Below are 23,116 nucleotides of genomic sequence, written 5' to 3' on the forward strand. Positions count from 1 at the left end.
TTTTTAACCCCAAAATTTTTATCTTTGCACCTATGGAATACAATACCCAACGAACTCAGTTGCACTTGCCTGAATACGGCAGAATCATACAGCAACTGGTGGAACGATGCAAAGAAATGCCAACGAAGGAAGAAAGAAGCGAACTTGCCGCCGCAATCGTAGATTTTATGGGGCAGCGCAATCCGCAGCTTCGCGATGAGCAGAATTACAAGCACAAACTTTGGGACCACCTCTTTATCCTTGCAGATTATGATCTGGATGTGGATTCGCCATATCCGTTTCCGACGAGGGAAGAACTCCATCAAAAACCTAAAAGAATGGAATATCCGTTGCTGCAGGGTGAGTTTAAATTTTATGGAAAAAGTATTCTTCAGTTGATCGAGAAAGCGATTGAGCTTGAACCTGGTGATGAGAAAGACGCGCTAATCCAGGTCATTGCCAACAATATGAAAAAATCCTATAATGTATATAATAAAGAACATGTTCAGGATGAGGTGATTTTCCGCCATCTAAAAGACCTTTCCGAAGACCGCCTTGATTTAACGGGAATCGACTCCCTCGACAAAAGTAAAATCTACTACGCCAACAACCGAAGTAATAAGGGCAACAAAAACAACAACAGTCAGAACAAAAGAAGAAACTTCCACAATAACAAGAACAGAAAATAATGAGCGGAACATTTCAGATCAGAGGCGGAAAAAGGTTGCATGGCGAGATCACTCCGCAAGGTGCGAAAAATGAGGCGCTGCAAATTTTATGCGCGGTTCTGCTTACCGATGAGGAAGTAAGGGTGAAGAATATTCCGGACATCCACGACGTGAACCGGCTTATCGAAATCCTGGGCGATTTCGGGGTGAAAGTAACCAAAAACGGTCACGGCGATTACACCTTCAAAGCCGACGATATCAACTTCGACTATATCAAATCCAAAGAATTTAAGAAAGACGGCGCGAAACTTCGTGGTTCCATCATGCTTTTGGGACCGATGTTGGCTCGATACGGCGAAGCTTATATGCCGACTCCGGGTGGCGACAAAATTGGGAGAAGACGACTCGATACCCATTTCCAGGGATTGGTGGAACTCGGCGCGGAATTCCATTATGACGAGCAGGAATATTTTTATTCGTTAAAGGCAAAGGAACTTACCGGGAAATTCATCCTTCTGGAAGAAGCGTCGGTAACCGGAACTGCAAACATCGTGATGGCGGCAGTTTTAGCAAAAGGAAAAACCAGGATTTACAACGCCGCTTGTGAACCGTATTTACAGCAGCTCTGCAAAATGCTTAACCGAATGGGAGCGAACATTTCCGGAATCGGATCGAATCTCTTAACCATCGAAGGAGTTCCATACCTCCACGGAACAGAACACACGATGCTTCCCGATATGGTGGAAATTGGTTCGTGGATCGGACTCGCTGCAATGACCAAGTCCGAAATCACCATTAAAAATGTAAACTGGAACCAGCTCGGCGTCATTCCGAATACCTTCAGAAAACTGGGAATCCAGCTGGAGCAAAGCAACGACGATATTTTCATTCCTTCGCAGGAAAACTATAAAATCCAGAAATTTATCGACGGGTCGATTCTTACGGTTTCAGATGCACCTTGGCCGGGGTTTACACCCGATTTGCTTTCCATCGTTTTGGTAGTGGCAACTCAGGCAAAAGGCACGGTTCTGATTCACCAGAAAATGTTTGAATCCAGATTATTCTTTGTGGACAAGCTCATCGATATGGGAGCGCAGATCATTTTGTGTGATCCACACCGCGCAACAGTGGTTGGCTTGAACCACGAATTCCCACTTCGTGGAACCACGATGACTTCACCCGACATCAGAGCCGGAAACGCACTTTTAATTGCCGCGCTTTCAGCGGAAGGAAAATCCATCATCCACAACATCGAGCAGATCGACCGCGGCTACGAAAATATCGACGGAAGGTTGAAAGCTTTGGGAGCGGACATTGAAAGGATTTAATTGATTATCGCCAGGACAAATTTCCTGGCTTTTCTTTTAGAAAAATCAAAAACCATATCTTTGCAAAAATTTTTTGGGCTCGGAAAGTCCGGGTAACCCATTCTTAATCAAGAAGAATTAGGGGATTAAGAGATTAAGGAATTATTAGATTAGGTTCGTAAAACCGATTTCGCTTTTCTTTATGCTTAGACGCTTAATTCGGAAAGAAACAAAATTTTATGAGCAACATTGTCGCAATCGTTGGGCGTCCCAACGTAGGAAAATCCACACTTTTTAACCGTTTACTCGAAAGAAGAGAAGCCATTGTAGATTCCACAGCTGGGGTTACAAGAGACCGCCATTATGGAAAATCCGACTGGAACGGGGTAGATTTCACCGTCATCGATACAGGAGGTTACGAAGTAAATACCGAAGATATTTTCCAGGAAGAAATCTCCAAACAGGTGCAATTGGCAATTGATGAAGCCACTTCCATCATCTTTATGCTGAATGTGGAAGAAGGTCTCACCGACACTGACAGCGAAATGTACGAAATGCTTCGCCGTTCTAATAAACCAACGTATATCGTTGTCAATAAAGTGGATTCCGCAAAGGAGGAACTCGCTGCAACCGAATTCTATCAGCTGGGAATCGAGAAATACTATACAATGTCTTCTGCAACTGGTTCGGGAACGGGTGAACTTCTGGATGATATTGTTAAAGATTTTCCAACCACCGAATACAAAGATCCGTTCGAAGGTTTGCCAAAAATCACCATCGCAGGAAGACCTAATGTCGGTAAATCTACGTTGACCAATGCGCTTCTTGACGTCGAAAGAAATATCGTGACCGACATTGCGGGAACAACGCGTGATTCCATCGAAACACTATACAATAAGTTTGGGCACGAATTCGTATTGGTCGATACTGCCGGAATGCGCCGTAAAGCCAAGGTGAAGGAGGATCTGGAATTCTATTCTGTAATGCGTTCGGTACGTTCGATCGAGCATTCCGACGTGGTCATCATTATGGTGGATGCAACTCAGGGTTGGGAAAGTCAGGACATGAATATTTTCGGGATCGCCCAGAAAAACAGAAAAGGAATCGTCATCCTCGTCAACAAATGGGACTTGGTGGAAAAAGAAACCAACACGATGCGCGATTTCGAAAACGCGATCAAAACAAAAATCGGTCAGTTTACCGATGTGCCGATTCTTTTCATTTCGGCTTTAACCAAACAAAGAATCCTGAAAGCAGTGGATGTGGCGATGGAAGTGTACAACAACCGCGCGAAAAAAATCAAGACTTCAAAACTCAACGAGGTGATGCTCCCAATTTTCGAAAACACGCCGCCTCCCGCGCTGAAAGGGAAATACATCAAAATCAAGTATTGCGTTCAGCTACCGACACCGAGTCCGCAGTTTGTGTTTTTCTGCAACCTTCCCCAATATGTGAAAGAGCCGTACAAACGCTTTACAGAGAATCAGTTGCGAAAGGAATTCGGTTTTAGCGGAGTTCCGATCGAAGTGTATTTCAGACAGAAATAAACGTTGTCAAATCAATAGGAGCGGGCTTTAGCCCGATTTTTATTTGAAGTTTTATTGGCTTTAGCCGAAATTTATCTTTAATTTTGTAACCTAATAAATCTAAAATAATGGTCACTGTTTTATCTGATAACTTCTCGCTGGTCAACACCTGGATTAACGATTTACGCAACACTGAAGTTCAAAACGACCGCATGAAATTCCGCAGAAACATGGAGCGTATCGGCGAAATAGCTGCATTCGAGATTTCAAAAGGTCTCGAACAGAAAGAGTTGGAAATCCGGACGCCTTTAGATAAAATCAGGGTTAAAGAAATTGCTGTGCAGCCCGTTATTACTACGATTTTGAGAGCAGGAGTTCCTTTGTTTCAGGGAATTTTGAATTATTTTGATAATGCGGATTGCGGATTCGTTGCCGCTTACAGAAAACATGAAGCCAACGATTATTTTTCCATCAAACAGGATTATCTTACCTGCCCAAATATCGACGGAAGACCATTAATCGTCGCAGATCCAATGCTTGCAACAGGAGCAAGCTTGATTGAAGCTTTGAAAGATTTATTGAATCACGGAAAACCGACCCAACTTCACATCGTCGCAGCAATCGCATCGAAAATTGGGGTTGAAACTTTACAGAAAGCTTATCCGGAATCACAGATTTGGATCGGCGCGCTCGACGAGGAACTCACCTCAAAAGGATACATCACTCCAGGTTTAGGCGATGCGGGAGATTTAAGTTATGGCGAAAAACTTCAACGATAAACTTAAGTCCCTTTCCTTTGGAGAGGGATTTAGGGAGAGGATCAATCCATCGCCATCACCAAAACACTCACTGTGTTATTCTCCGATTTCAGGATTTCCCACGCCATTGAAGCCATCGTGTTTCCTGTGGTAAAAACGTCGTCGATGAGCAGAATATGTTTGTTTGTGACTTCCTTATTAATGGAAAAAATATTCTCTGTCTGAATTCTTTCCTCCCGTCGTTTCTTTGCCTGTGCTTTTTTGTAGAAGTTTCGCCGTACCAAATGAAGGTCGAATGGAATTTCGAAATCTCTTGAAATGGTCTCAGTAAAAAGATGGAGCTGGTTGTAGCCGCGTTTCCTAAGTTTTCTTGGATGAAGAGGAACGGGGACAAGCAGGTCTGGTTTTCCATTTTCAAAGGAAATTCTTTCGGAAGTCCATTCTGCCAAAATTTTTCCGATTTTCTCGCGGCTTCCGTATTTCAGGTTGTGGATGATTTTTTGGCTCAGACTTTCTTTATCAAACTGCATTAGTGCGAAAGCGTTTTCCACGGGAAAGAGTAGTTTGCATCGTTCTTTCAGCAGATTGTTGTCATTAAAATCGTCGTGGGTAAAATGAATTTTTTCAAAACATATTTCGCAAACCAGTTCTTCCGCGGAAATCATCGTTCCGCATTCTAAACAACGGTTCGGGAAAAGGAGGTTCAGAAACATCCATTAAAATTACAGAATTTACAGCAGATCCTTCCTGATTTTTTCGATGGCCTTCTTCATGTCTTCATTAAAGAGTTCTTTTTCGAGCCGGATTGGTGGCGCTTTTCTTTCCTCGCAGTCGGGAATGCTGCACGATTCGCAGGTCACGCCGACGTTCACCGTTTTGATGCTGTCGCTTTTCGAGAACTTTATTTTCTTCAACGAGTTGGAATTCAGGAGGATTCCGATGCAGTAACTTCTGTTGGTCCCGTCGGAAAAAGGATTTTTCTGCGAGGTTGAAATCACGAGGTAAGTCAGGCCGTTGTGCTTGTAGTGCGAGATTTGCGCATCGGTCACTTTTTCGTTGTCCTTCAGATTCGTCAGGTTTTTCACGGCGATCCATCGTCGGCAATAATGCTCGTTGGTTGCATTCGCGTGCGGAGCTTGTTGCTGGTTAAGGTGCAATTCTTTGAGAATCTGTATTTTATCTGAATTTTTCTTTTTGGTAAAGCAGAGATAGAAAATGTCCTTAATACCAAATTCCTGTGGTAGAATATTGGTCAACCGATAATAAAACGTTTCGGGCGAGTTGGTGAATCCCGCGATGAGTGCTTCGAAATCTTTGGGTTTCCAATCGCGGTTCTGGAAAAACTCGCTGAGTTTTTGGGTTAAAGTTTCCTGATGGATCAGCAAACATCCGGCAAAATAGGAAGCGTAATAATTGTTGAGCAGCTCCTCAAAACTCGTGAAATCCAGCCAGGAATAAGTGTTCGGACGAGGTTGAAGGTTCAAAACACTGTACCCGATTTCCTTTGCGAGAATGAACGTTTTCTGGTCTTCATCCAAAAGCTGGTTCAGAATGAGCAGTTTCTTTTCGGGGACGAAGAGCGAGCGAAGTTTTCCCGACGCGCCGTATTTTTCCAAATCCCTCGACTGGATTTCGTAGTCGTGCTGTTCGGTGAGAATCTTTTCGAGTTCCGTGGATTTGGGTTTTACGGAGATTTTGTTTTCAAAAATATAGTCCGATGCTTGTTCCTCAATTTCTGGGAAATAGTTGTCGTACAATTCCTGAAAGCTTCTCACCACCGCAAAATAGAAACGTTCTTTGCTGAGGTTGTAATTCTTCGAAATCTCAATCAGTGTGTTGATGAATGCCGTCACTTTTTTCGGTGCGTCACTGATTATTCCGATGAGTGAGTTTTTGTTGATTCCAAAAAGGTCGAGTGGAATTTCCTTGAAAAAATCCGACTGTACAATTTCGGCGATCGGTTCCAGCGTTTTGTCGAGTTTCGTGGAAACCAGGTCGTCGTAGCTGCAGTGCAGCGCTTCCGAAAGCTGTACAATTTTATCGTGTTTCGGAAATTTTTTGCCGTTTTCAATCTCGTTTAAATATGATTTTGAAAGCCCCGTAATATTCGCCAAATCCTGTAGGGAAAGTGCACTTTTCTGTCGGAACTGCTTCATTTTCAGCCCAAAAACGGTTTTGATAAAATCTGCCTCGTTTGCCATTTAAATTGTTTTTAACCGTGATTTAACTATTTCGAATTAATTTATAATCTTTCTAAACAGTTTCCGAAATCCGATGGATACAAAGTTAAACAAAAAACAGCGATTGTTCGCATAGTAATTTTTAGAAATATTTAGCGAACGTTCGCTATAAGTGAAAATATTTTTTTAGTTTTGCAATATCAAATCACAAAATATTCTTGAAAATGGAAACGGTAACTCAATTCAGAATCCTCGCAAAAGAGCAGTATCACTATATTTTTACTCCTGAACTGACGGATTTTCTCACTGCACTTCACAACCAGTTCAACGAGAGAAGAAAGAAACTTTTGGTTTCAAGAAAAATGAAGCAGGTGGAATTTGACCACCACCAACTTCCGAAATTCTTTCCTGAAACTTCCGACATCAGAAACGGAAGCTGGGTTTGTAATCCACTTCCGGAAGATTTGCTCGACAGACGAGTGGAAATCACGGGTCCTGTTGACCGCAAAATGGTCATCAATGCTCTGAATTCGGGGGCTTTAACTTTTATGGCAGATTTCGAGGATAGCAATTCGCCGACCTGGAAAAACTGTATGGAAGGACAGATCAATCTTTCCGACGCGATCAGCAAGACAATTTCCTTTGAAAATGAAGTAGGAAAAAAATATCAGTTGAACGAGAAAACCGCAACGCTCTTGGTTCGTCCACGCGGACTTCACCTCGAAGAAAAACATATCGAAATCAATGGCGATAAAACTTCCGGTTCGCTCACCGATTTTGGAATCTACTTTTTCCGAAATGCCAAAAAACTAATCGCGAACGGAACTGGACCGTATTTCTATCTTCCAAAATTGGAGCATTATAAGGAAGCGGAATGGTGGAACGACGTTTTCAAATTCGCACAGGATTACCTGGAAATTCCTCACGGAACGATCAAAGCGACGGTGCTTATCGAGACGATCACTGCAGCTTTTCAGCTTGACGAGATTCTTTACGAACTGAAAGAACACAGCTCCGGACTCAACTGTGGAAGATGGGACTATATTTTTTCGTACATCAAGAAATTCAGAAATCTGCCCGAATTCCTTGTTCCCGACAGAGATCAGGTAATGATGACTTCGCCTTTTATGAGTGCTTATTCGAAAAGGGTAATTCAGGTTTGCCATAAAAGGAATGTCCACGCAATGGGCGGAATGGCGGCACAAATCCCCGTGAAAAACAACGAGGAGGAAAACGAAATCGCCTACACAAAAGTGCGCGCCGACAAAGAGCGCGAAGTGCGAAACGGACACGACGGAACCTGGGTTGCTCATCCAGGATTGGTTCCGGTGGCGAAAAAGATTTTCGATGAATTGATGCCCGACAAAAACCAAATCGACAAAAAGTTTGAGGAATATTCAATCACCGAAGAAAATCTCCTTGAAATCCCGACAGGAACCATTACTGAAAATGGTGTCCGAAAAAACATCAACGTCGGAATTCTCTATATCGAGTCGTGGTTGATGGGAACAGGAGCTGCAGCACTGTACAATTTAATGGAGGACGCTGCAACCGCAGAAATCTCAAGAACCCAGGTTTGGCAATGGCTGAAAAACGAGGCAAAACTCGACGACGGCAGAACTTTGATGCCTGAAATGATTTTGAAATGGGAAGAAGAGGAGCTTCAGAAAATCAAAAAATATGTAGGCGAAGAAAGGTACTACCTCGGAAAATTCAAACTGGCAACGGATATTTTCAACGATCTTGTTCTGAACGACAACTTCGAGGAGTTCCTTACTTTGAAAGCGTACGAATATCTTTAAAGTAAAGACAAAAGAAACAAGGCAAAAGAAACAAAGCAAAAGAAACAAGGCAAAAGAAACAAGGCAAAAGAAACAAGGCAAAAGAAACAAGGCAAAAGAAACAAGAAACAAGATAAAAGATCAAAGACGAAAGTCGGGTAATCATTTTCTGATGTTTTGAGCGGCGAAGCCGCGACAGCAATAGCATTGGGTGAAAATGACGAAATCAAAAAATATACGCAAAGAAAGAAACGTGCAATTGTCGCGTGAGCGATTGAAGTGAAAATCCCGCAGTAAGCGTCGGCCAAAGCAAAGGCACGAGGAATTGTAACGGAAAGCGCGGCCTGCTTGGTTTTTTTCAAGGAACAGAAGTGGCAAAAACCAAAAGGACACGCCCAAAAATACAAAATCAATAAAATCCAAAAATATTATGAAAAATCAAGAACAAATCCAGCAACTGGAAAAAGAGTGGTTAGAAAACCCAAGATGGAACAGCGTGAAAAGACCTTATTCCGCCGAAGAAGTACTGAAACTGCGCGGTTCGTACAAAATCGACTACACGATCGCAAAACTGATGTCGGAGAAACTTTGGGAAAAACTGAACAGCCAGGATTTCGTGGCAGGTTTGGGCGCATTGACAGGAAATCAGGCGGTGCAGGAAGTTGACGCAGGTTTGGAGGCAATCTATCTTTCAGGATGGCAAGTTGCGGCAGACGCGAATCTGAGCGGCGAAATGTATCCCGACCAATCGCTTTATCCTGCGAATTCGGTTCCTTCCGTAGTAAAAAGAATTAACAACGCTTTACTGAGAGCCGACCAAATCCAGTCGGTAAATAAAGTGGACGAAGTCAACCGCAAAAATTACCTCGTTCCGATCGTTGCCGATGCTGAAGCAGGATTCGGCGGAAATCTGAACGCTTTCGAACTGATGAAGCAGATGATTGAAGCAGGAGCAGCTGGAGTTCATTTCGAGGACCAACTTTCTTCCGCGAAAAAATGCGGACACCTCGGTGGAAAAGTTTTGGTACCGACTCAGGAAGCGATCAACAAGCTCATCGCGGCTCGTTTGGCGGCCGATGTGTGCGGCGTTCCGACCGTTTTGGTGGCGAGAACCGATGCTGATGCTGCAGATTTATTGACTTCCGATATCGACGACAGAGATAAAAAATTCGTGACCGGAAAAAGAACTTCCGAAGGTTTCTTCGAGGTGAAAAATGGAGTAAAGCAGGGAATCGACAGAGGTTTGTCCTACGCTCCGTATGCAGATTTGATCTGGATGGAGACTTCGAATCCCGATCTGGATTACGCCAGAAAATTCGCCGAAGGAATCCACGCAAAATATCCGGGAAAAATGTTGGCGTACAACTGTTCGCCAAGCTTCAACTGGGCGGCGAAACTCTCGGTTGCCGAAATGGAGACGTTCCGTGAGGAGTTGGCGAAAATGGGCTACAAATTCCAGTTCATCACTTTGGCAGGTTTCCACGCACTGAACACGTCGATGTTCGAATTGGCGCTCGCTTACAAAAACCGCGGAATGGCAGGATATTCCGAACTTCAGGAAAGAGAGTTTGCGTTGCAGAAGGAAGGTTTCCGCGCAGTGAAACACCAGAGTTTCGTGGGCACCTCTTATTTCGACGAAATCCAGACCGTGGTTACCGCAGGAAATTCCTCAGTGGTGGCGATGAAGGATTCTACGGAAGCGGCGCAATTCCACTAAGAATGAATAATTAAGAATTCGATTCCATAATCTTTAATTGTTATTTGTGATGACCTTCCGAGCTTTTTCGGGAGGTTTTTTTTGGCGTGTTTTTCCCCTCCGCAAAATCCCTCCGCCGAAAAAACCGCGCTTTCCACTGCAATCTTTTTTTCCAGCACCAAAATGCCCATCCAAAAAAAAGGATTTCCGTTGCAATCGCTCACGCGGATTTAGGATTTCTAAGCAAGGATTTCATCAAATCGACCATTGGAAATTCTGAAACCGGGGCAAATGCATTTTAAAATAAACCACAAAAGGAGTCGCAAAAGATTAACTATAATAATGATAAAATTGAAATAAAATAAGCGAAGAGAACTCAAAAGCTAAAAAAATCTTCGATTTTTTCTTTTGTTATCTACTAAACGCATAGTTTAAGATTTTTGTGATTTAGTGTTTAGCGGAATTCTTTTGCTCCTTTTGTGGTTTTAAAAAAAAGCAATTTTTGCGTTAGATCTCCACCGCTGCAATCTTCTCCCAACTTTCTTTATCTTTGCACCATGATTCGCATCACCAAAATTTTCACCTTCGAAACCGCCCACGTTCTCTACAATTACGACGGCAAATGCAAGAATATGCACGGACATTCGTACAAACTTTTTGTCACGGTAAAAGGAACGCCCATCATTAATCTTGATGATCCAAAAAACGGGATGGTCGTAGATTTCGGCGACATCAAGAAAATTGTGAAGTCCGAAATTATCGATGTTTGGGATCACGCGGTTCTGATCAACGCACTTTCTCCACACAAAGAACTCGGCGAAGATTTGGAACAGAAAGGCCATAAAGTAATCTACTGCAACTTCCAGCCAACCTGCGAAAATATGTTGTACGACATCGCGGAGAAAATCAAAAGTCAACTTCCCAACCACGTAAGTTTGGCCTACCTCAAACTCCACGAAACCGAAAACTCGTACGGAGAGTGGTTTGCGGAAGATAATTAATTTGAAAATGTGCTGATTTGAAAATTTGAAAATTCCAAAACGGGAACTCAAAACCTGAAACTTGAAACCTGAAACTTGAAACTTGAAAAAAATCCTCCTTCAACCCGACAAGAAAGTTTACTTCTGCTCCGATCAGCATTTCGGTGCGCCGACTCCCGCTGAAAGCAAGCAGCGTGAGGAAAAGTTCATCCGCTGGTTGGACGAGATCAAGAGTGATGCGCAGGTTTTGTTTCTGATGGGCGATCTTTTTGATTTTTGGCACGAGTGGAACCACGTGATTCCAAAAGGTTATGTGCGGGTTTTGGGAAAACTCGCCGAACTCAAGGATTCAGGAATCGAACTCTATATGTTTGTCGGAAACCACGACTTGTGGATGAAAAACTATTTCGAGGACGAAATCGGATGCACTGTTTTTTTCGAGAAACAGAATTTTGAAATCGATAGTAAGAATTTTCTCCTCGCGCACGGAGACGGACTCGGTCCGGGTGACAAAGGATACAAACGGATGAAGAAACTCTTCACCAATCCGGTTGCACAGTGGGCTTTCAAATGGCTTCATCCCGATATTGCGATGAAGGTGGCGATTTATTTTTCGACCAAGAACAAACTGATTTCGGGTGAGGAAGACAAGGCGTTTTTGGGAGAAGACAAAGAATTCCTCATCATCTATTCCAAAGAAAAGCTGAAATCCGAAAAAATCGACTATTTCATTTACGGGCACCGACATTTGCCGATGGTTTTAGATTTGAAATCGGGTGAGAATTCTGCGAAATACATCAACCTGGGCGACTGGATTTCTTACTTTACGTACGGAGAATTTCAGAAGGAATTTGAGTTGAAATCTTATTAACTATTTTCTTGAAATCCGATAATTTCAACATAACAACCGAATCAGAATTCCAAACCGCGTGTCTGGAAACCTTCCGCTATCAGTATGAAAATGTGGAGGTGTACAGAAAGTTTGTTGATTATCTTAACATTAATCCAAACGAAATTAACGAAGTTGAGAAAATTCCTTTTCTGCCAATCGAGATGTTTAAAAATCATTTGGTTTTGGACAAAGGTTTTGAAGCCGCAGATTTTTTTCAAAGTTCGGGTACGACGCAGATTCAGACGAGGTCGAAACATTATATCGCCGATTTCAAACTGTATGAAGAAAGCATTTACAGGAGTTTCGAACAGTTTATCGGGAAACCAGAAGACTATATTTTCCTCGGACTTTTGCCGAATTATTCCGAGAATCCTCATTCCTCACTCATCTATATGGTTGATTTTCTGATGAAGAAATCGGCAAAACCCGAAAACGGCTATTTCCTCTACAACCATTCCGAACTCTTTGATTTGCTGGAGCGCTTCGAGAACCTCAGCGTGACAGAAAGCAAAAAAGTAATCCTCTTCGGTGTTTCCTTCGCACTCTTAGATTTCCTCGACTACTGCAATTCCGAGCGCAGTGAGGAAACTCAATCTCCAACGCTCCAACTCTCCAACACTCTAACTGTGATTGAGACCGGCGGAATGAAAGGCAGAAAAGAGGAAATGACCAAAGACGAGCTTCTAAAAATTCTACAGAAAGGTTTCGGAACCGACCGAATTTTTTCGGAATATTCGATGACCGAACTGCTTTCGCAAGCATATTCGCTGGGAGAAAATATTTACCAAACTCCAAACTGGATGCGGGTTTTGATCAGAAACACCGAAGATCCTTTTTCCTATGTCGAGAACGGAAGAAACGGTGCGGTAAATATCGTTGATTTGGCGAACAGGCATTCGTGCTCGTTTATTGCGACGCAGGATTTGGGCAAAATCGTGAACGATGTTGAGGCTCCTCGCTATGCTCGGAATGACAAGGGAAAATTAAGTTTTGGAAATGAGTCGGTTAATATGCTTCGAGAACCTCAGCATGACAAATCGCTGATCCAGAAAAGTAGATTTCAGGTTTTGGGCAGGATCGACCATTCGGATATTCGCGGGTGCAGTTTGTTGGTTTCGTGATCTTGTTGGTTCCTGCAATAAAAAAGCCCTGATTAACAGAGCTTAAATTTAAGGGGCAATTTTTTTTGCCATTGCTTGTTCCTGTTGCTTTCTGTTTTGCTTCTCTTCGTATTTCTTTACGATATAGCCGACTACAAACGGCGCAACCCACATCAGGATTCTTCTTAAAAGTGCTGGATTCATAATTTAATTTTTTTGATATAATGCGTAATTACAATTATTACGCCAACTGTATGACGAGAATCACAAACTATACAATAAATTCTTTAGTATCTTTGATAAGATAAAAATCTGACTTTGAGAATCGCCGACCTTATTACGATAAAATACAGTGAATTCTATCTCGACGAATTCACGATGATTCTCTTTAAAAAATTTTTGAGGAAACCAACTTAAATTTTGTTTGTATTTCAGTTTCTGATTTGGAATCTCATTTTGATTTTCCATTATTCATTATGTACTAATTTAAACAAAATAAAAAATGTTACCAAAAAGAGACAGTTGGGCAGAACCCTACAAAATAAAAATGGTGGAACTCCTGAAAATGACCACCCCTGAACAAAGAAAAAAAGCACTTATAGAAGCGGGTTACAACACATTCCTGCTGAAATCTGAAGACGTTTATATCGACCTCCTTACTGACAGCGGAACCAGCGCGATGAGCGATGAACAATGGAGCGGAATGATGCGCGGCGACGAAGCGTATGCCGGAAGTAAAAACTATTATAATCTTGAAAAAGCCGTCCAAGAAGTTTACGGCTACAAATATCTCGTTCCCACGCACCAAGGACGCGGCGCCGAGAATATTCTTTCCCAAATCATGATAAAACCTGGAGATACCGTTCCCGGAAATATGTATTTCACCACCACACGACTCCATCAGGAATTGGCGGGCGCGGTGTTCCACGACGTGATTATTGATGAAGCGCACGATTCCAATTCGGAATATCCTTTCAAAGGAAATGTTGATTTAAACAAGGTTGAAAAGCTGGTTCAGGAATATGGCGCGGATAATATTCCATACATCTGCGTCGCGGTAACAGTGAATCTTGCAGGAGGACAACCGGTTTCCATGAAAAACCTGAAGGAACTCCGCGCTTACACCCATGAAAAAGGAATCAAAATCATGCTCGATATGACGAGGATTGCTGAAAACGCCTATTTCATTCAACAAAAAGAAGAAGGTTACCGCCTGAAAACCATCGCTGAAATCGTGAAAGAAATCTGCAGTTATACTGATGGTGGAACGTTCAGCGGTAAAAAAGATGCATTGGTCAATATCGGCGGGTTTTTGGCGCTGAATGATTTTGAAAAATTTGAAGAAGCTAGAAATATGGTGGTGGTTTACGAAGGTCTGCACACCTACGGCGGACTTGCCGGAAGAGATATGGAGGCAATGGCGATAGGTATTCACGAAAGTGTTCAGGATGAGCACATGAAAGCCAGAATCGGACAGGTAATTTATCTGGGAGACAAGATGGATGAGTTCGGGATCCCCATTGTAAAACCAATCGGTGGACACGGGATTTTTGTGGATGCCAAACAGTTTCTGCCGCATATTCCCCAGGATGAATTTCCGGCGCAGACTTTAGCTGCAGAAATCTACCTCGATGCCGGAATCCGAACTATGGAGCGCGGGATAGTTTCTGCCGGAAGAAAAGCTAACGGAGAAAATTATCACCCGAAATTGGAATTGGTGAGATTTACAATTCCGAGACGTGTTTATACACAAGCACACATGGACGTAATTGCCGAATCTACTGCCAGAGTTTATGAAAGAAGAAATCAGATCAAAGGTCTTAAAATGATTTATGAACCGAAGTATCTGAGATTTTTCCAGGCGAGATTTGAACAGCTTTAGCATTTAAAATAAACCTTCGAGAATTCCAAATCCTTGAAGGTTTATAAATAGTTCATAAAAAATCCCGAACCATTATGAATTGCCCCTAAAAAATCTCTAACTTTTTGGGGGCAGTCCATTAATTCCAGAATTTATCTGTTTATGAATGGAGAATTATTTGCTTCCTCCTCCTCTCGCAACAAGTGCAATCAGAACGATCAAAACCAATGCTCCGATTACCCAAACAAGAGGGTTGCTCATCCAGTCTCCTCCCATTGCGTCTCCGCCTTTGTTCATGTCAACATCTACTTTGAGGTCTGGAGCTTTTTCTTGTGCTTTTACCAATAGTGTTGCTGTATTTGCCATTACTGCTAAAACCAGCATTTGAATTTTTGAAGTTAAGTTAGCGCGTGTCATAATTTTATTTTTTTGATGTTATGACTTTTGTCATTCTAAAACCGTACCAAAAAATAAAATCAGATTCAGAAATTGGGATTTCCGTTTTGGCTTAAAGCAGGAATTCCATCATGTAATCGTCCATTACAAAGCCGTTCCCGATGTCCACAACTTTTTCTTCAGATACCCGAAAACCTTGTGATTCATAAATGTTCTTAGCATTATTCTGTTTGTTGACGTTCAGAATAATCCGATTGTTACCTGATTTTGCCACTTCTTCCTTTAAGAATTGAATGGCGGTTTTGCCCAAACCTTTTCCCTTCATTTCCGGAATCAGGTAGATGCGGTGGAGTTTGGTGGTGTCTTTTTCGTAATTAAATTCAAAACCGAGGAATCCGGCGGGAATCTCATCATTAATAATCAAGAAATATGGATAGTCGGGACTGTTGAGATGAGAGGTAAGTTCTTCCACGGAATACATTTGTCCCAGCATATAGTCGATCTGTTCGCGAGTGAGAATTTCAGCGTAAGCAGAATTCCAGGATTTTTCCGCAAGTGTTCTGATCAGTTCGATGTCGCTTTCTTTAGCTTTTTTAAAGGAAATCATTTTAGATATTTAATTAAGACAATTCAAAAAGGGTAATCTCTGGTTCAATTCCGACACGTCCCGGAAAACCGATAATTCCGAAACCGCGGTTCACATAAAGATATTTCCTTTCGCTTTCGTACAGATCCGCCCATTTTTTGTATCGATACTGAACGGGACTCCAACGAACATTTTTTAAGTCAATGCCAAACTGCATTCCGTGCGTGTGTCCGGAAAGCGTGAGCTGCACGTTCGATGGATGATTTTTTACCACCAAATCAAAATGCGTAGGATCGTGGCTCATCAAGATTTTCACCGCCTCCGAAGGAATTCCCGATGAAGCTTTATCCAGATCGCCGTATTGTGGAAATGGTTTTTCGCCCCAGTTTTCAACGCCGAGAATATAGATCTTTTCATCGTTTTTTTCAATGATTCGGTGTTCGTTTCTTAGAAGCTCAAATCCCGCCTCCTTCTGATATTTTGCAAGATTTGGGATGTTTTGGGCTTTATCCTGTGGAGATTTCCACTGTGCATAATCGCCGTAGTCGTGGTTTCCGAGGATGGAAAATTTTCCGTCTTTTGATTTGATGGAACTGAAAAGCGGGACAAACCGTTGAAATTCTTCCGCAAAATTATTCACAAGATCACCGGTGCATAGAACCAAGTCGGCGTTCTGCTCATTAATCAAATCAATTGCGCCTCTCAGTTTTTCTGGATTAAAGAAACTACCTGCATGAATGTCGGAAATCTGAACGATTTTGTACCCTTTGAAACTATTTGGTAGTCCCGCAATTTTTAGTTTTACCTTTCTTACTCGATGTCGGTATTTTCCGAAGATAATTCCGTCGATAACCATGGTCGAGAATATCCCCGCGATTCCCAAACCGATCAAGCTTAGAAATTTTCGTCTTTCAGGAAAGTAGGATTCTGGTTTTGCGTAGACTGTAAAAAGATACCTGAAGAACCTCGAAATATCTTCCAGCAAAAGAAAAAATACGACGAATATTTTCGGAATCAAGAAAATCAATAGGATCGACGCGATCACCTGGATTCGATGGTGGTCTTTTTCGCTTCGGCTGAATCCCAAAACTTCGTAGATGAAAAAGCCATAAATCAATAAAGTGACCACCCAGTAACCGACGCGAAGCCACGGATTTGAAACAACCGTCTTAAACGCTTGGTACACATAAAATTCCAGCACGAAAATAATTCCGGTGATGATGAGGATGTTTTTCTGCATCGGTGTTTTTAATTAAAAAAGCACAAAACCAATTTTTGTGCCTTCAGTAAATCATATTATTTTCGGTTACGGAAACCGATACACAATCGCATTGATGTTCATTCCCGCACCAATAGATGCGAAAACGATGTTTCCTTTTTCCTTGAAACGGTGACCTTTCATTTCGTCTTTGATGATGAGGTCGTACATGGTCGGAATCGTTGCAACCGAAGAATTCCCAAACTGCTGAATCGTCATTGGTGCGATATCGTGGTCGTAATCGGTTTTTCCGTAGAGTTTGAAAAGCCGCGAAATCATGGCGTAATCCATTTTCGCGTTGGCTTGATGAATCAGAATCTTGTCGATGTCGTCAATCGTCAATCCCGCTTTATCGATGGTTTCCTTAATCGCATCGGGAACATTTTTTAAGGCGTACTCATAAATTTTTCTTCCGTGCATTCTGATGTACAGCGGTTTTTGGTCGACCTCTTTGTTCAGCGACGGCGAATTTTCAAGATAGTTGAGTTCCGCATCGTTATCACAAATCGTGGCGTCGGCGATGATTCCTACGTTTTCCTGATCAGTTGCTTTTACCACAACAGCTCCGGCTCCGTCAGCAAAAATCATTTTGTTTCTATCGTATGGATCGGTTACTCTGCTCAAAGTTTCTGAACCCACCACCAAAATCAGTTTGGCTTTGTTTGCTTTAATTAAAGTATTTGCCAAAATCATTGCTTCAACCCAACCTGGGCAACCGAAAATCATATCGTAATTGATGCATCTTCTGTTTTTGATTCCCAGTTTGTTCTTCACTCTTGCCGACATTGAAGGCATGAAGTTGCTCATCCCGTTCTTATCAACCTCGCCGAAATTGCTGGCATAAATAATATAGTCGATCGTTTCTGGATCGATTTGTGCGTCGTAGATTGCCTCTTTTGCAGCGCGAAATCCCAAGTCAGAATTGTACTCGTCATCTTCCAAATACCGCCTGTTTTCAATCTCAGTAATCTCGATGAATTTCTGAATAATTTCTTCGTTGGGTTTGTTGATTTTGTCTCCTTCGTCGGTGTAAAAATCAGAGTCCATAAAATGTTCTCTCCCGATTACCTTAGTCGGAATGTAACTACCTGAACCTATAATGATTGTATTGGGCATACTTTTTTTGAAAAATTTAGGCAAAGTTAAGAATTAATCTTGTACCACGTAAAAACAAAATAATTAGTAAATTTGCAACGTTTTATCCCATTGATTTCATGAAAATAAGTCCGTCAACTAAAGGTTTGATTTTCTCGGTTTTTGCCGTAGTTGCCGCATTTGTGATTTATTTTCTGTTTCTTGCAAAAAAGAATTATTACCTTGTAGATAATCCTACGGTGAACACTTATTATCTTAAAATCAATAACGGTGCGGAACAGATTATTTCTGCCGGACAGAATTTTAAGGTGAACTTAAACAAAGGGAAGAACAGCGTGAAAGTTTTCGATGGACAGAAGAAGTTGCTCTACGATTCAGCTTTCGTGGTGAGAAAAGACCGGGGTTTATTGAATATCGCTCATCAGGATTATTACATCAATGAACAGTTTTACGGTTACGGACTGAACAAGGACTCGTTAATTGCCGCAAGAGGAGCCACTGAAATCGACGGCAAAAACTACTTGAACAAACCGATCCGTTTTTACAAGCTTTACACCGACGATTTTTACTACAATATTGATGAAGATTATGATCAGGTGGTGAAAAACATCCAAAAAGTGGAGTCGAGAACAAAGATTTTCCGCAAACAGGATTATCTGAATTACTATAAAGAATACTATAAATTTTAAAAAAATACCAGTTGAGCCAGGTTAAACCATACAATACAGAAGCGGGAAAGAAGCAGGAAGTTGAAGACATGTTCGACAATATCGCGCCGAAATACGATTTGCTGAACCACGTACTTTCTATGAAGATTGATGTGCTTTGGAGAAACAAACTCGTGAGGTGGATGAACAAAGACCAACCCAAAGAAGTCCTGGATGTAGCGACCGGAACCGGCGATTTGGCAATTGCAGTACAGAAAGGAACCGGAGCAAAAGTGGTCGGTTTGGATCTTTCGCAGCAAATGCTCAATGTAGGTATTGATAAAATAAAAAAACTTAATTTAGACGGCGAAATTACAATGCAGAAAGGCGACGCTGAAAACCTTCCGTTCGAAAGCAATAAATTCGATGCGGTTTCCGTTGCATTTGGAGTCAGGAATTTCGAGAATCTTGAAAAAGGTTTGGCGGAGCTGAGAAGGGTAGTGAAGGAGGAAAAAAGCGTTTATATTTTGGAGTTTTCGAAGGTTGAAGGTTTCTTGGAGCCGTTTTATATGTTCTACTTTAAAAATATTTTGCCCCAAATCGGCAAGTTTGTTTCTAAGGACAACCGAGCGTACACCTATCTTCCCGACTCTGTGAACGCTTTCCCGTTTGGGGAAAAAATGAAAGCGATTCTCCTCAACACAGGTTTTCGGAAAGTAGAATACAAAAAATTAAGTTTAGGCATTGCCACCATTTACAAAGCAACCAAATAGTATGTGGAAATTTCTCTTTAGAACAAATATCATCGTTGCATTCTGTTTGGCGACACTTCTGGACGCACAGCTTTTCAGGACAAGAGACAGGATGGATAATCTGGAAGGATTCGACAACCAGAAATTCAGTTACGGATTTTATCTTGCTGCCAATAATTTTGACTATAAATTAGTTCTCGATCCAAAATTCGGAATGGACGGACAGAAAAGTCTCGTGCAGACTAAATCTTCCTACAGCTTCGGAGCCGGACTCATCGGAAAAATGCGGCTGAACGATCATTTCGACCTTCGTATCGAACCTGCGCTTCAGTTCATGCAGCGTGAAATTTTATTCGATACACAGTCCAACGATCAGTACGCAGCAGAAACTCCGGCCAACGAACCTTTTACTCCAAGAGTTCTTACGGATGCCGACAAAGTGCGTAACGTGAAATCTACCTACGTCGATGTTCCCCTTTTAATCGAGGTTCACGGCGATAGATGGTACAATTCTCGAGCATACGCTGCGGCTGGGGTAAACTGGATGGTCAACCTGCAATCAAACAGCAAATCTGCGGACGACAATATGAATGGGATTTTCCGAACCACATCCAGTAATTTTGCGTGGACTGCCGAAATCGGAATGCAGTTTTACTTCAGTAGATTTAAATTGACTCCAGGATTTCGCGGAACATTTATGATTAATGACGAGATGGTTGCCGATAATGCCGGTACGCCACCGTATTGGAGTGCTGCAATCGCGACTGCGAAAACTCGTGCATTTATGTTTGTGCTTAAATTTGAATAGAAAAAATTGTAATACATTCAGACAAAGAGGGTTGTGCAGACTCTCTTTTTTTGTTAAAAGAATTTAAGAATTAATTCACATTTCAAATTAATTTTTTTACTTTTGCTTAATAGTTAGAATAAACCTGAAATGCTCAAAGATTTAGAAAATAATTTCTCGCAGCTGGAAAAAAAGGTTCTGAATATCAGGAAGAACTACCAGAATCTTAGTGAGCGATTTGAAGAACTGAGTCGGGAGCACGAGGAACTGAAGAAGAAATATGACGAGGAAAGAAAGAGCAATCAGGTATTAGCAGAAGAACATAAAAATATAAAACTTTACTCAGCAATCTCAGGAAACCCGGATTATAACCGGTTGATGAAAACCCATATCAACCGACTGATCAAAGAAGTGGACCACTGTATTGCAGAACTTCAAAACAGCGGACTGTAATGGAAGTAAGAAGAATTACCATCACCATTGCCGGAAGAAATTATCCGCTGAATGTGCCCGCAGCAGAAGAAGAAACCCTGCGAAGAGTCGGGAAGCAGATTGAAGGAATGATTAAGGATTTTGAAAGAAATTTCGACGTTAGAGACAAGCAGGACGCTTTAGCGATGTGTGCCCTGAAACTGGGAACCAATGCGGAAGTTTCACAAGTCACCAACGAAAAAAATATGAATGCGGCCAACGAAAGGTTAACCCAGATTAACCAGATTTTGGAAGCGCTGGAAAAGTAGATTTTTCTTTTCCGGGAAACGACTGCCTACAATAGTTCTAACACATTAAAGGTAAACTCAACGCTAAACAATTACCGGACGAAAGTCTTTTCAATGGCGTGCTGCCTCGCGCAGATTACAGAGAAAAGAAATCAGTTCAAAACGTGTTGATTAGGAGTTTACTCTTATATCACTGAATTATTGTGGGCTTTTTTTTATTTAAAGTTTGAAGTTTAAAGTTTGAAGTTACCCCTTCTTCAAACCTCAAACCTCAAACCTCAAATGTGAAACAATAATTATATATATGACAACAACTATCGCTATTATTATCGGCATTGTTGGTCTTGCAATCGGTACCGCAATCGGAATGTTTCTTTCCAAAAGCTCGCTGAACACCAAGGCAAAATTCATCATCGACGATGCGAAGAAAAATGCTGAAAACCTTATAGAAAAAGCTACTGTACAGGCAGAAGCTGTGAAGAAAGAAAAACACCTTCAGGCAAAAGAAAAATTCCTTGAACTGAAGTCGCAACATGACGCCGACATTCAGCAGCGTGAAAAGAAAATGCAGGAAGCCGAGAAACGCACCAAAGACAAGGAAAGCAAACTCAACGACGAGCTGAGCAAAACAGGCAAACTCGAAAAAGACCTCGACAGACAAATTGCCGACTACCGTAAGAAACACGAAATCCTCGAAAGAAAACAAACCGAACTCGACGCGATTACCGCACAGAAAGTTGAAATCTTAGAGAAAATTTCCGGATACTCCGCTGAAGACGCCAAAAACGAACTGGTGGAAGCAATGAAGGCAGAAGCCAAAACGAAAGCGCAAGCTCACGTACAAAGCATTCTGGAAGAAGCCAGCCTCAACGCAAAACAGGAAGCCAAGAAAATCGTCATCCAGACCATTCAGAGAATCGGTACGGAACAGGCGATCGAAAACTCAGTTTCCGTTTTCAACATTGAATCTGATGAGGTGAAAGGTAGAATCATCGGTAGAGAAGGACGGAACATTCGTGCTTTGGAATCCGCGACAGGTGTCGAAATCATTGTTGACGACACTCCTGAAGCAATCTTGTTATCTTGTTTCGATCCGGTTAGAAGAGAAATCGCACGGCTTTCTTTGCATCGCTTGGTAACCGACGGACGAATCCACCCCGCAAGAATCGAGGAAGTGGTAGAAAAAACCAAAAAACAGATCGAGGAAGAAATCATCGAAGTGGGTAAAAGAACCATCATCGATTTGGGAATCCACGGTCTTCACCCAGAACTTGTGAAAATTGTAGGTAGAATGAAATACCGTTCTTCTTACGGGCAAAACTTGCTTCAACACTCTAGAGAAGTTGCCAATATTGCCGCAACGATGGCTGCAGAACTCGGACTAAACGTGAAACTTGCGAAAAGAGCGGGTCTTCTTCACGACATCGGAAAAGTTCCGGAGCAGGAATCAGAACTTCCTCACGCTTTACTCGGTATGCAGTGGGCGGAAAGATATGGTGAAAATGCCGAAGTAATCAACGCGATCGGAGCACACCATGACGAGATTGAAATGACCTCGCTTCTTTCACCAATTATCCAGGTTGCAGATGCAATTTCCGGAGCGAGACCAGGAGCAAGAAGACAAGTTTTGGAATCCTATATCCAAAGATTGAAAGATTTGGAAGCAGCGGCTTTAAGCTTCGACGGAGTTTCCAGCGCATACGCAATTCAGGCAGGACGCGAACTCCGAGTGATGGTGGAAAGTGGAAAAGTAAACGACGAACAGAGCGCGCAACTTTCCTACGACATCTCAGAAAAAATCCAGAACGAACTGACTTATCCAGGACAGGTTAGAATCACTGTGATCCGCGAAACAAGGGCGGTGAATATCGCGAGATAGAAAACAGTTTGAAGACAGAAGTCCGAAGACCGTAGAATTAAATCCTTTCATTTTTTTGGAAGGATTTTTTGTTGTATTGAACTCATTGTCAAAGTCGAAAATTATGTAATCCATTATTTATTAATGAATTGTCAGTATTTTTTTTGATTAACTTTATGCGGAATCAAACACAGAAGCTAAAATGAAAAATATCCTCATCAAAAACGGCTTCGTCTTTACGGGAGACAAAGATGATCGTGCCGTCTAAAACATATTCTGATTGAAGAAGG

The 23,116-nt window shown here is 41.9% G+C and carries 24 protein-coding genes; 16 read left to right on the forward strand and 8 right to left on the reverse strand.

Going from position 1 to position 23,116, the window contains the following annotated elements:
- The first annotated feature begins 32 nt into the window (after positions 1-32).
- The 4 genes from MTP09_RS03915 (at position 33) to upp (ending at position 4,259) form a co-directional block, all read left to right on the forward strand.
- Positions 33-668, forward strand: a complete 636-nt coding sequence (locus MTP09_RS03915; protein ID WP_243550701.1) for a DUF4290 domain-containing protein — start codon at positions 33-35, stop codon at positions 666-668.
- A complete protein-coding gene (gene murA / locus MTP09_RS03920) occupies positions 668-1,975 on the forward strand; it encodes a UDP-N-acetylglucosamine 1-carboxyvinyltransferase (RefSeq protein WP_243550702.1) in 1,308 nt (435 codons plus the stop codon). Before MTP09_RS03915 ends, murA begins: the two co-directional genes overlap by 1 nt.
- 218 nt (positions 1,976-2,193) lie before the next feature.
- Positions 2,194-3,501, forward strand: coding sequence for a ribosome biogenesis GTPase Der (der, locus tag MTP09_RS03925; RefSeq protein WP_243550703.1), 1,308 nt, complete (start codon positions 2,194-2,196; stop codon positions 3,499-3,501).
- 107 nt (positions 3,502-3,608) lie between these two features.
- Positions 3,609-4,259, forward strand: a complete 651-nt coding sequence (gene upp, locus MTP09_RS03930; protein WP_243550704.1) for a uracil phosphoribosyltransferase — start codon at positions 3,609-3,611, stop codon at positions 4,257-4,259.
- Between the two features lie 41 nt (positions 4,260-4,300).
- Here upp and MTP09_RS03935 read toward each other — a convergent pair whose 3' ends face one another.
- Positions 4,301-4,951, reverse strand: a complete 651-nt coding sequence (locus MTP09_RS03935) for a ComF family protein (protein WP_243550705.1) — start codon at positions 4,949-4,951, stop codon at positions 4,301-4,303.
- Between the two features lie 18 nt (positions 4,952-4,969).
- Positions 4,970-6,439 (reverse strand): helix-turn-helix domain-containing protein, encoded by a 1,470-nt coding sequence (locus MTP09_RS03940; protein WP_243550706.1) that lies wholly within the window; start codon positions 6,437-6,439, stop codon positions 4,970-4,972.
- 203 nt (positions 6,440-6,642) lie between these two features.
- Here MTP09_RS03940 and aceB point away from each other — a divergent pair, with 203 nt between their 5' ends.
- Positions 6,643-8,220, forward strand: a complete 1,578-nt coding sequence (gene aceB, locus MTP09_RS03945; RefSeq protein WP_243550707.1) for a malate synthase A — start codon at positions 6,643-6,645, stop codon at positions 8,218-8,220.
- On the opposite strand, the gene MTP09_RS03950 is transcribed toward aceB, so the two are convergent.
- The gene (locus tag MTP09_RS03950) at positions 8,217-8,561 is read right to left on the reverse strand and encodes a hypothetical protein (protein WP_243550708.1); all 345 of its coding nucleotides are present in this window, start codon (positions 8,559-8,561) and stop codon (positions 8,217-8,219) included. The two genes, aceB and MTP09_RS03950, sit on opposite strands and share 4 nt — an antisense overlap.
- Before the next feature lie 68 nt (positions 8,562-8,629).
- Here MTP09_RS03950 and aceA point away from each other — a divergent pair, with 68 nt between their 5' ends.
- The 4 genes from aceA (at position 8,630) to MTP09_RS03970 (ending at position 12,888) form a co-directional block, all read left to right on the forward strand.
- The gene (gene aceA / locus MTP09_RS03955; protein ID WP_396022244.1) at positions 8,630-9,916 is read left to right on the forward strand and encodes an isocitrate lyase; all 1,287 of its coding nucleotides are present in this window, start codon (positions 8,630-8,632) and stop codon (positions 9,914-9,916) included.
- Between the two features lie 536 nt (positions 9,917-10,452).
- Complete coding sequence (locus tag MTP09_RS03960) at positions 10,453-10,896, forward strand: 6-pyruvoyl trahydropterin synthase family protein (RefSeq protein ID WP_243550709.1); 444 nt, start codon at positions 10,453-10,455, stop codon at positions 10,894-10,896.
- Positions 10,897-10,978: 82 nt separating this feature from the next.
- Positions 10,979-11,746: a UDP-2,3-diacylglucosamine diphosphatase gene (locus tag MTP09_RS03965; RefSeq protein ID WP_243550710.1), complete on the forward strand. Its 768-nt coding sequence runs from the start codon at positions 10,979-10,981 to the stop codon at positions 11,744-11,746.
- An 8-nt stretch (positions 11,747-11,754) separates the two neighbouring features.
- Entirely contained in the window at positions 11,755-12,888 is a 1,134-nt protein-coding gene (locus tag MTP09_RS03970) for a LuxE/PaaK family acyltransferase (protein ID WP_243550711.1), read from the forward strand.
- Positions 12,889-12,936: 48 nt separating this feature from the next.
- On the opposite strand, the gene MTP09_RS14400 is transcribed toward MTP09_RS03970, so the two are convergent.
- Positions 12,937-13,071, reverse strand: coding sequence for a hypothetical protein (locus tag MTP09_RS14400; RefSeq protein WP_263008872.1), 135 nt, complete (start codon positions 13,069-13,071; stop codon positions 12,937-12,939).
- Positions 13,072-13,369: 298 nt separating this feature from the next.
- On the opposite strand from MTP09_RS14400, the gene MTP09_RS03975 reads away from it, so the two are divergent.
- Positions 13,370-14,749 (forward strand): tyrosine phenol-lyase, encoded by a 1,380-nt coding sequence (locus tag MTP09_RS03975; protein ID WP_243550712.1) that lies wholly within the window; start codon positions 13,370-13,372, stop codon positions 14,747-14,749.
- Positions 14,750-14,902: 153 nt separating this feature from the next.
- Here MTP09_RS03975 and MTP09_RS03980 read toward each other — a convergent pair whose 3' ends face one another.
- The 4 genes from MTP09_RS03980 to MTP09_RS03995 all read right to left on the reverse strand — a co-directional run bounded on the left by MTP09_RS03980 (position 14,903) and on the right by MTP09_RS03995 (position 18,084).
- Positions 14,903-15,145 carry a hypothetical protein gene (locus MTP09_RS03980; protein ID WP_243550713.1) on the reverse strand — a complete coding sequence of 81 codons (243 nt, stop codon included), beginning with the start codon at positions 15,143-15,145 and terminating at the stop codon, positions 14,903-14,905.
- A 91-nt stretch (positions 15,146-15,236) separates the two neighbouring features.
- On the reverse strand, positions 15,237-15,731 hold the full coding sequence (locus MTP09_RS03985; protein ID WP_243550714.1) for a GNAT family N-acetyltransferase: 495 nt from the start codon (positions 15,729-15,731) through the stop codon (positions 15,237-15,239).
- Positions 15,732-15,744: 13 nt separating this feature from the next.
- Positions 15,745-16,950, reverse strand: coding sequence for a metallophosphoesterase (locus MTP09_RS03990; protein ID WP_243550715.1), 1,206 nt, complete (start codon positions 16,948-16,950; stop codon positions 15,745-15,747).
- A gap of 66 nt (positions 16,951-17,016) precedes the next feature.
- Entirely contained in the window at positions 17,017-18,084 is a 1,068-nt protein-coding gene (locus MTP09_RS03995; RefSeq protein ID WP_243550716.1) for a 3-oxoacyl-ACP synthase III family protein, read from the reverse strand.
- 98 nt (positions 18,085-18,182) lie between these two features.
- Here MTP09_RS03995 and MTP09_RS04000 point away from each other — a divergent pair, with 98 nt between their 5' ends.
- The 6 genes from MTP09_RS04000 to rny all read left to right on the forward strand — a co-directional run bounded on the left by MTP09_RS04000 (position 18,183) and on the right by rny (position 22,847).
- Complete coding sequence (locus MTP09_RS04000; protein WP_243550717.1) at positions 18,183-18,752, forward strand: hypothetical protein; 570 nt, start codon at positions 18,183-18,185, stop codon at positions 18,750-18,752.
- A 68-nt stretch (positions 18,753-18,820) separates the two neighbouring features.
- Positions 18,821-19,483 carry a bifunctional demethylmenaquinone methyltransferase/2-methoxy-6-polyprenyl-1,4-benzoquinol methylase UbiE gene (gene ubiE, locus MTP09_RS04005; protein WP_243551590.1) on the forward strand — a complete coding sequence of 221 codons (663 nt, stop codon included), beginning with the start codon at positions 18,821-18,823 and terminating at the stop codon, positions 19,481-19,483.
- Between the two features lies 1 nt (position 19,484).
- Positions 19,485-20,270 carry a type IX secretion/gliding motility protein PorT/SprT gene (gene porT / locus MTP09_RS04010; protein WP_243550718.1) on the forward strand — a complete coding sequence of 262 codons (786 nt, stop codon included), beginning with the start codon at positions 19,485-19,487 and terminating at the stop codon, positions 20,268-20,270.
- A gap of 129 nt (positions 20,271-20,399) precedes the next feature.
- Positions 20,400-20,702: a V-type ATPase subunit a family protein gene (locus MTP09_RS04015; protein ID WP_243550719.1), complete on the forward strand. Its 303-nt coding sequence runs from the start codon at positions 20,400-20,402 to the stop codon at positions 20,700-20,702.
- Entirely contained in the window at positions 20,702-20,989 is a 288-nt protein-coding gene (locus tag MTP09_RS04020; RefSeq protein WP_243550720.1) for a cell division protein ZapA, read from the forward strand. The genes MTP09_RS04015 and MTP09_RS04020 overlap by 1 nt, the downstream gene beginning before the upstream one ends.
- A gap of 283 nt (positions 20,990-21,272) precedes the next feature.
- Positions 21,273-22,847 carry a ribonuclease Y gene (gene rny, locus MTP09_RS04025; protein WP_243550721.1) on the forward strand — a complete coding sequence of 525 codons (1,575 nt, stop codon included), beginning with the start codon at positions 21,273-21,275 and terminating at the stop codon, positions 22,845-22,847.
- Positions 22,848-23,116: the final 269 nt, after the last annotated feature.

Origin of the sequence: Chryseobacterium suipulveris (assembly GCF_022811685.1) — a bacterium.
Classification (GTDB): Bacteria; Bacteroidota; Bacteroidia; order Flavobacteriales; family Weeksellaceae; genus Kaistella; species Kaistella suipulveris.

Excerpts from the sequence above, each read along its gene's own strand:
- MTP09_RS03915 (WP_243550701.1), top strand. The coding sequence starts at position 33 with ATGGAATACAATACCCAACGAACTCAGTTGCACTTGCCTGAATACGGC.
- murA (WP_243550702.1), top strand. The coding sequence starts at position 668 with ATGAGCGGAACATTTCAGATCAGAGGCGGAAAAAGGTTGCATGGCGAG.
- der (WP_243550703.1), top strand. The coding sequence starts at position 2,194 with ATGAGCAACATTGTCGCAATCGTTGGGCGTCCCAACGTAGGAAAATCC.
- upp (WP_243550704.1), top strand. The coding sequence starts at position 3,609 with ATGGTCACTGTTTTATCTGATAACTTCTCGCTGGTCAACACCTGGATT.
- MTP09_RS03935 (WP_243550705.1), bottom strand. The coding sequence starts at position 4,951 with ATGTTTCTGAACCTCCTTTTCCCGAACCGTTGTTTAGAATGCGGAACG.
- MTP09_RS03940 (WP_243550706.1), bottom strand. The coding sequence starts at position 6,439 with ATGGCAAACGAGGCAGATTTTATCAAAACCGTTTTTGGGCTGAAAATG.
- aceB (WP_243550707.1), top strand. The coding sequence starts at position 6,643 with ATGGAAACGGTAACTCAATTCAGAATCCTCGCAAAAGAGCAGTATCAC.
- aceA (WP_396022244.1), top strand. The coding sequence starts at position 8,630 with ATGAAAAATCAAGAACAAATCCAGCAACTGGAAAAAGAGTGGTTAGAA.
- MTP09_RS03960 (WP_243550709.1), top strand. The coding sequence starts at position 10,453 with ATGATTCGCATCACCAAAATTTTCACCTTCGAAACCGCCCACGTTCTC.
- MTP09_RS14400 (WP_263008872.1), bottom strand. The coding sequence starts at position 13,071 with ATGAATCCAGCACTTTTAAGAAGAATCCTGATGTGGGTTGCGCCGTTT.
- MTP09_RS03975 (WP_243550712.1), top strand. The coding sequence starts at position 13,370 with ATGTTACCAAAAAGAGACAGTTGGGCAGAACCCTACAAAATAAAAATG.
- MTP09_RS03980 (WP_243550713.1), bottom strand. The coding sequence starts at position 15,145 with ATGACACGCGCTAACTTAACTTCAAAAATTCAAATGCTGGTTTTAGCA.
- MTP09_RS03985 (WP_243550714.1), bottom strand. The coding sequence starts at position 15,731 with ATGATTTCCTTTAAAAAAGCTAAAGAAAGCGACATCGAACTGATCAGA.
- MTP09_RS03990 (WP_243550715.1), bottom strand. The coding sequence starts at position 16,950 with ATGCAGAAAAACATCCTCATCATCACCGGAATTATTTTCGTGCTGGAA.
- MTP09_RS03995 (WP_243550716.1), bottom strand. The coding sequence starts at position 18,084 with ATGCCCAATACAATCATTATAGGTTCAGGTAGTTACATTCCGACTAAG.
- MTP09_RS04000 (WP_243550717.1), top strand. The coding sequence starts at position 18,183 with ATGAAAATAAGTCCGTCAACTAAAGGTTTGATTTTCTCGGTTTTTGCC.
- ubiE (WP_243551590.1), top strand. The coding sequence starts at position 18,821 with ATGTTCGACAATATCGCGCCGAAATACGATTTGCTGAACCACGTACTT.
- porT (WP_243550718.1), top strand. The coding sequence starts at position 19,485 with ATGTGGAAATTTCTCTTTAGAACAAATATCATCGTTGCATTCTGTTTG.
- MTP09_RS04015 (WP_243550719.1), top strand. The coding sequence starts at position 20,400 with ATGCTCAAAGATTTAGAAAATAATTTCTCGCAGCTGGAAAAAAAGGTT.
- MTP09_RS04020 (WP_243550720.1), top strand. The coding sequence starts at position 20,702 with ATGGAAGTAAGAAGAATTACCATCACCATTGCCGGAAGAAATTATCCG.
- rny (WP_243550721.1), top strand. The coding sequence starts at position 21,273 with ATGACAACAACTATCGCTATTATTATCGGCATTGTTGGTCTTGCAATC.